Annotated in this window: 7 protein-coding genes and 1 pseudogene; 5 read left to right on the top strand and 3 right to left on the bottom strand. The window is 71.6% G+C overall.

Annotated elements, in window-relative coordinates:
- The 5 genes from Q0C12_RS14480 to Q0C12_RS14460 form a co-directional block, all read left to right on the top strand.
- Positions 1–333, top strand: a 333-nt coding sequence (locus tag Q0C12_RS14480) for a CYTH domain-containing protein (RefSeq protein ID WP_290891427.1), incomplete at its 5' end; no start/stop codon positions are given.
- The gene (gene nagZ / locus Q0C12_RS14475; RefSeq protein ID WP_290891425.1) at positions 333–1,343 is read left to right on the top strand and encodes a beta-N-acetylhexosaminidase; all 1,011 of its coding nucleotides are present in this window, start codon (positions 333–335) and stop codon (positions 1,341–1,343) included. The genes Q0C12_RS14480 and nagZ, both read left to right, overlap by 1 nt.
- 1 nt (position 1,344) lies before the next feature.
- Entirely contained in the window at positions 1,345–1,890 is a 546-nt protein-coding gene (locus Q0C12_RS14470) for a hypoxanthine-guanine phosphoribosyltransferase (RefSeq protein ID WP_290891423.1), read from the top strand.
- A gap of 1 nt (position 1,891) precedes the next feature.
- Positions 1,892–2,635 (top strand): S-methyl-5'-thioinosine phosphorylase, encoded by a 744-nt coding sequence (locus Q0C12_RS14465; RefSeq protein ID WP_290891421.1) that lies wholly within the window; start codon positions 1,892–1,894, stop codon positions 2,633–2,635.
- 96 nt (positions 2,636–2,731) lie between these two features.
- On the top strand, positions 2,732–2,935 hold the full coding sequence (locus tag Q0C12_RS14460; RefSeq protein WP_034210690.1) for a cold-shock protein: 204 nt from the start codon (positions 2,732–2,734) through the stop codon (positions 2,933–2,935).
- A 521-nt stretch (positions 2,936–3,456) separates the two neighbouring features.
- Here Q0C12_RS14460 and Q0C12_RS14455 read toward each other — a convergent pair.
- From Q0C12_RS14455 to Q0C12_RS14445, 3 genes and pseudogenes are all read right to left on the bottom strand, one after another.
- A complete protein-coding gene (locus Q0C12_RS14455; protein WP_290891418.1) occupies positions 3,457–5,211 on the bottom strand; it encodes an ABC transporter transmembrane domain-containing protein in 1,755 nt (584 codons plus the stop codon).
- Positions 5,208–5,810, bottom strand: a complete 603-nt coding sequence (locus Q0C12_RS14450; protein WP_290891415.1) for a YigZ family protein — start codon at positions 5,808–5,810, stop codon at positions 5,208–5,210. The genes Q0C12_RS14455 and Q0C12_RS14450 overlap by 4 nt, the downstream gene beginning before the upstream one ends.
- Positions 5,810–6,012 (bottom strand): annotated as a pseudogene (locus tag Q0C12_RS14445) (hypothetical protein); the annotation flags it as partial. The gene Q0C12_RS14450 and the pseudogene Q0C12_RS14445, both read right to left, overlap by 1 nt.

Here is a 6,012-nt window from a genome sequence, read left to right as displayed (position 1 = left end):
AACCTCAAGTCGCGCGAGCTGGGCACCACCCGCCAGGAGTTCGACTACCCGGTGCCGGTGGCCGACGCCGAGGCGCTGCTGGCGCTGTGCGTGGGCGGCCGCATCGACAAGGTGCGGCACTACGTCGAGGTCGAGGGACACACCTTCGAGGTCGACGAGTTCCGCGGCGAAAACGCCGGCCTGGTGGTCGCCGAACTCGAGCTCGCGTCCGCTGGCCAGGCCTACCCGCGTCCGGACTGGCTGGGCCAGGAAGTCACCGAGGAACTCCGCTACTACAACCTGGCGCTCGCCGAGCGCCCGTATTCGCGCTGGAGCGCACAGGAGCAGCACTGATGCTGGTGATCGGAATCAGCGGCCACGAACTCGACGCCCGCGAGCGCGAGTGGCTGCAGCATGACGCGGTGGCGGGCGTGATCCTGTTCACCCGCAACTTCGCCTCGCGCCAGCAGGTGGCCGACCTGTCCGCGGCCATTCGCGCCGCGGCGCCGCGCCCGCAGCTGCTTTGCGTGGACCAGGAAGGCGGCCGCGTGCAGCGTTTCCGCGACGGCTACCACCCGCTGCCCTCGCTCGACGGCTACGGCCAGCTGTACGCGCGCGACCCGAAGGCCGCGCTGCGCCTGGCCAGGGACCACGCCTGGCTGATGGCCAGCGAGATCCGCGCCACCGGCGTCGATCTCAGCTTCGCTCCCGTGGTCGACCTGGGCCGCGGCAACCTGGCCATCGGCAACCGCGCCTTCCATGCCGATCCGGCGATCGTCGCCGAGTTCACCCGCGCCTACGTGGCCGGCATGCACGAGGCCGGCATGGCCGCGACGCTCAAGCACTTCCCCGGCCATGGCTCGGTGCTCGAGGACACGCATTTCGACGACGCGGTGGACCCGCGCCCGCTGTCGGCGCTGCAGGCCGAGGACCTGGTGCCCTTCGTCGCCGGCATCGACGCCGGCGCCGATGCGGTGATGATGGCGCACGTGAAGTACCCGGCCGTCGCGCCCGAGCCCGCGGGCTATTCGCCGCGCTGGATCAAGGACATCCTGCGCCGCGACATGGGTTTCCGCGGCGTGGTGTTCTCCGACGACATCGGCATGGCCGCGGCCGAATCGGCCGGCGGCGTGAAGTCGCGCATCGACGCCCACCTCGACGCCGGCTGCGACATCGTGCTGGTGTGCGCCCCGGCCCTGGTCGAGGATTCGCTCAAGGCCATGGACACCCGCCCGCCCTCGGACACGCTGGGCATCAGCTCACTGCTCGGTCGCGGCGGCGGCGGCTGGGACGGCCTGCTGGCCGATGCGCGCTACGATGAGGCCCGCGGCCGCGTGACGGCCCATCCCGAAGGAGTGGCCTGACATGGTGAAGTCCCTGGCCGAGGCCGTCGCCGGTTCCGACCTGCTGTTCGACCGCGAACGCATCGAGCGCGAAATCGCCCGCATCGCCGCCGGGATCGACGCCGATTACGCCGACGGCGAGCGCCCGGTCTACCTGACCATCATGCACGGCGGCCTGCCGTTCGCCGCGCAGCTGGCGATGGCGATGAAGACCGACCTAGAGTTCGACTACCTGCACGCGTCGCGCTACCGCGGCGCCACCACCGGCTCGGGCCTGGCCTGGCTGCACCGTCCGGCGACGCCGCTGCGCGGCCGCCGCGTGCTGCTGGCCGACGACATCCTGGACGAGGGCCACACGCTCAAGGCCGTCAAGCAATGGTGCGAGGACCAGGGCGCCCGCGAGGTGCGGGTGGCCGTGCTGGCGGTGAAGCAGCACGACCGCTGCGTCGAGGGCATCGCCGCCGACTATGTCGCGCTGGAGGTGCCCGACCGCTACGTCTACGGCTACGGCATGGACTACCACGAGCAGGGCAGGAACCTGCCCGCGATCTACGCGCTGGGGACCTGAGATGGCCGCGATCGACCTGGCCGTGATCGGTGGCACCGGCGTCTACCGTCTCGCCAACCTGCAGGAGGCCGAAGCGATCGAGGGCGACACGCCCTTCGGCAAGCCCTCGGGCCCGGTCCGGGTCGGCCGCCTCCGCGGCCGCCGCGTCGCCTTCCTGGCCCGCCACGGCGAAGGCCACTCGCTGCCGCCGCACCGCGTGAACTACCGCGCCAACCTCTGGCAGCTCAAGCAGCTGGGCGCGTCCCGCGTGCTCGCCATCAACACCGTCGGCGGCATCACCGAACGCTTCGGCCCGCGCGTGCTGGCGCTGCCCGACCAACTGATCGACTACACCTGGGGCCGCGCCTCGAGCTTCTGGGACGGCGAGGGCGGCGAGGTGCTGCACGTCGATTTCGGCGACCCCTACACGCCTTCGCTGCGCGCCGAGGTGCTGGCCGCCGCGGCCCGCGCCGGCGTGGCCGTCGTGGACGGCGGCTGCTACGGCGCCACCCAGGGCCCGCGCCTGGAAACCAAGGCCGAGATCGCCCGCATGCGCCGCGACGGCTGCGACCTGGTCGGCATGACCGGCATGCCCGAGGCCGGCCTGGCCCGCGAGCTGGGCCTGGACTACGCCTGCCTGGCGGTGGTGGCCAATTGGGCCGCCGGCTGCAGCGACGACGGCGAGATCACGCTGGCCGAGGTGCTGGCCCACGTCGAGGCCGCCAGCGCAGGCCTGCCGGGGCTGTTCGACGCGCTGCTGGGGTGATTGTCAGTCGAATTCCCCTTTTGCATACTCGGCCCGTGCGACGGCCCGGGGAAGGCGCCGGGGCACGTTCGACCAACCGCACTCGAGGGAAAGCGCATGAGTTTCGGCACCGTGAAGTGGTTCAACGACGCCAAGGGGTTTGGCTTCATCGCTCCGGAAGACGGCAGCGCGGATGTGTTCGTGCATTACTCGGCGATCGCATCCAAGGGCTTCCGTTCGCTCCAGGAAGGCCAGCGCGTCAGTTTCGAAGTCGTCCAGGGCCCGAAGGGCGCACAAGCCGCCAACGTCGCCCCGGCCTGACACCACCCCCTACGCACCACCCCGAAGCCCCGCTCCCGCGGGGCTTCGCTTTTCCACCGTCCGTAGTGCACGTGCGCCCTGCGCACGAACCGCCACACGCCTTTACTTCACGGCAGCGCCGCCGCCCGCACGACGGGTACTTCTGCCCGCCGTCTTGCTAGCGCCATCCCTGGCAGCAAACGTCGGCCGTTACGGGCTTCCTGCCCTTCACTTCAGAAGTCCTAGTCGTGCGTGCGACGTCGCCCCGGATGTCAGTCGCACACCAGATCAAAATCAAGGGCGACGACGGGGCAACAGCTCTTGATCCGGCTCTTGATCTCGATCCGGTGTGCGACGGTCGGTCGGAGCGCCGCCCTGCGACGATCGGGTTCGACGAAGTGGAGGCAGGATGCCGTAACGGCCGCCCCTCAATGGGCAGGACGCCGTGTTGAGGGGCGGGCGGCGAACCCGATCGTTGCTGGGCGGAGCTGCCGTAACGTCCCAAAGTGCGGCGGTTCGTGTGCAAGGCGCACGCGTCGTCGTCAGTGGTCGAACTGGAGGCGGGCGAGTTCGGCGTAGAGGCCGCCCTGGGCGAGCAGCTCGGCGTGCGTGCCTTGCGCGACGATGCGGCCCCGGTCCATGACCACGATGCGGTCGGCCTTGAGGACCGTGGCCAGGCGGTGCGCGATGACCAGCGTCGTGCGGCCCTGCATCAGCCGCTCGAGCGCCTGCTGCACCGCGTGCTCGCTTTGCGAGTCCAGCGCGCTGGTAGCTTCGTCCAGCAGCAGGATGGGCGCGTCCTTGAGCAGCGCCCGCGCGATCGCCAGGCGCTGCTGCTGGCCGCCGGAGAGACGCGCGCCGCGCTCGCCGAGCTCGCTGTCGTAGCCCTGCGGCAGCGCGGCCAGGAAATCGTGGGCCTCGGCACTGCGTGCCGCAGCCTCGATGTCGGCGTCGCTTGCTTCCAGTCGGCCATAACGGATGTTCTCGCGCGCGCTGGCGCCGAAGATCATCGGATCCTGCGGCACCAGCGCCACGTGCCGGCGCAGCGTGCCGGGATCGAGCGTGCGCAAGTCCTGGCCGTCGAGCAGGATGCGGCCCGCCTCGGGATCGTGGAAGCGCAGCAGCAGCTGCAGCACCGTGCTCTTGCCGGCGCCGGACGGGCCGACCAGGGCCACGGTTTCGCCGGGCGCCACCGACAGGCTGAAGTCGTCGAGCGCGGCCACGTCGGGGCGGGTGGGGTAGTGGAAGCGAACGCCTTCGAGTCGGATTTCGCCGCGCACGGGCGTCGGCAGTTCGGACGGTCGGGCGGGCAGGGCCAGCACCGAACGTTCCTGCAGCAGCTCGTTGATGCGGGTCATGCCGCCGGCGGCGCGCTGCACTTCGGCCCAGACTTCGGTGAGGGCGCCGACCGAGCCGGCGCCCAGCAGCGCGTACAGCACGAACTGGCCCAGCGTGCCCGGCGTCATGCTGCCGGCCACCACGTCCTGGGCGCCGATCCACAGCACCGCGGTGATCGAGCCGAACACCAGCACGATCACCACCGCGGTCAGCATCGCCTGCAGCCGGATCCGCTTGCGGGCGGTGCCGAGCGCCACCTGCACGGCGCCGGCGAAGCGTTCGCGCTCGTAGTCCTCGCGGGCGTAGCTCTGCACGGTGTGCATCGCGCCCAGGGTCTCGCCGGCGCGGGCGTTGGCGTCGGCGACGCGGTCCTGGCTGTCCTTGGCCACCCCGCGCACGCGCCGGCCCGAGATCACCATCGGCAGGATCACCAGCGGGATGCCCAGCAGGGCGAACAGGGCCAGCCTTGGGCTGGTGACGGCCAGCATCAGCGCGCTGCCCAGCACGGTGATGCCGCTGCGCAGCGCCACCGACATGCTGGAGGCCACCACGCTGCGCAGCAGCTCGGTGTCGGCCGACAGCCGCGACAGCAGCTCGCCGGTGCGCGTGCGCTCGAAGAAGGCCTGGTCCAGCGAAAGCAGGTGCCCGTAAAGCGTGCGCCGCAGGTCGGCGATCACGCGCTCGCCCAGCAGCGACACGAAGTAGAAGCGCGCCGCCGTGGCCAGCGCCAGCAGCACCGCCACTGCGAAGAGCAGCGCGAACCAGCGGTCCACCGAGCTGCCGGCCACGAAGCCTTGGTCGATCATGTACTTCACCGCCACCGGCAGCATGAGGGTGGCGCTAGAGCTCAGCGCCAGCGCCACCAGCCAGCAGGCCAGCAGCGGCCGGTGCGGGCGCAGGAAGGGCAGCAGGCCGCGCAGGGAGTTCAGCGGCGGGCGCGGCGTCGGGATCTCGGTCATGCGTCGGGTGTCTCGAGGCGCCTCAGGCGCGCGGCGCCCCGGCTGAGGTCGCGCAGCCGGTCGGCCAGGTCTCCAAAGCTGGAGGCGGGAAGGCGCAAACGCAAGTGCAGGCCGTGCTCGTCGAAGGATTCATCGAGCTTGCGCGCGCCGACGTCCTCGAGCAATCCGTGCAGCGGACCCGACAGGGCGAAGTCGGCGTCCACGGCGGCGAAGCACCAGTCCACCAGCGGCCGCCGCGGCGCGGTGCGCAGGCATTCCGCGGCGGCGCCGCCGTAGGCGCGCACCAGGCCGCCGACGCCGAGGTTGGTGCCGCCGTACCAGCGCGTCACCACCACCATCACCTGGTCCATGCCCTGGCCCTCGATGGCCGCGAGGATCGGCCGGCCGGCGCTGCCGCCAGGCTCACCGTCGTCGCTGGAGCGATACGCGGCGCCGATGCGGTAAGCCCAGCAGTTGTGCGTGGCCTGCGGGTCGGCGATTTCGCGCAGCCAGGCCAGGGCCTGCTCCGGGGAATCCACCGGCGCGGCCTGCGCGATGAAGCGGCTCTTGCGGGCCTCGAGCGTGAAGCTGGCCCGACCCTGCAGCGTCTCCCCCGCCATCAGCGCAGGTCGGCGAGGTCGGCGGGGATGGCCGCGTCGGGGTGGGCGTCGCGCAGCCTTGCGAGGCTCGCGCGCGCGCCCGCGAGGTCGCCGGCGGCGCGGCGCGCGCGTATGCGGTCGAACCAGTCGTCCACCGCGAGCCGGGTGTCGTCATCGACCGGCGGCAGCGCGAAGTCTTCGACGACGACGGGTGGCGCGGCGG

It is taken from the genome of Arenimonas sp., assembly GCF_022842045.1.
In the GTDB taxonomy this organism is placed as follows: domain Bacteria; phylum Pseudomonadota; class Gammaproteobacteria; order Xanthomonadales; family Xanthomonadaceae; genus Arenimonas.
This window is presented reverse-complemented; position numbering and strand designations above follow the sequence as displayed.

Bases quoted from the DNA above. Each gene is read 5' to 3' on its own strand.
- Q0C12_RS14465 (WP_290891421.1), top strand. From the start codon at position 1,892: ATGGCCGCGATCGACCTGGCCGTGATCGGTGGCACCGGCGTCTACCGT.
- Q0C12_RS14450 (WP_290891415.1), bottom strand. From the start codon at position 5,810: ATGGCGGGGGAGACGCTGCAGGGTCGGGCCAGCTTCACGCTCGAGGCC.
- Q0C12_RS14470 (WP_290891423.1), top strand. From the start codon at position 1,345: ATGGTGAAGTCCCTGGCCGAGGCCGTCGCCGGTTCCGACCTGCTGTTC.
- Q0C12_RS14460 (WP_034210690.1), top strand. From the start codon at position 2,732: ATGAGTTTCGGCACCGTGAAGTGGTTCAACGACGCCAAGGGGTTTGGC.
- Q0C12_RS14455 (WP_290891418.1), bottom strand. From the start codon at position 5,211: ATGACCGAGATCCCGACGCCGCGCCCGCCGCTGAACTCCCTGCGCGGC.
- nagZ (WP_290891425.1), top strand. From the start codon at position 333: ATGCTGGTGATCGGAATCAGCGGCCACGAACTCGACGCCCGCGAGCGC.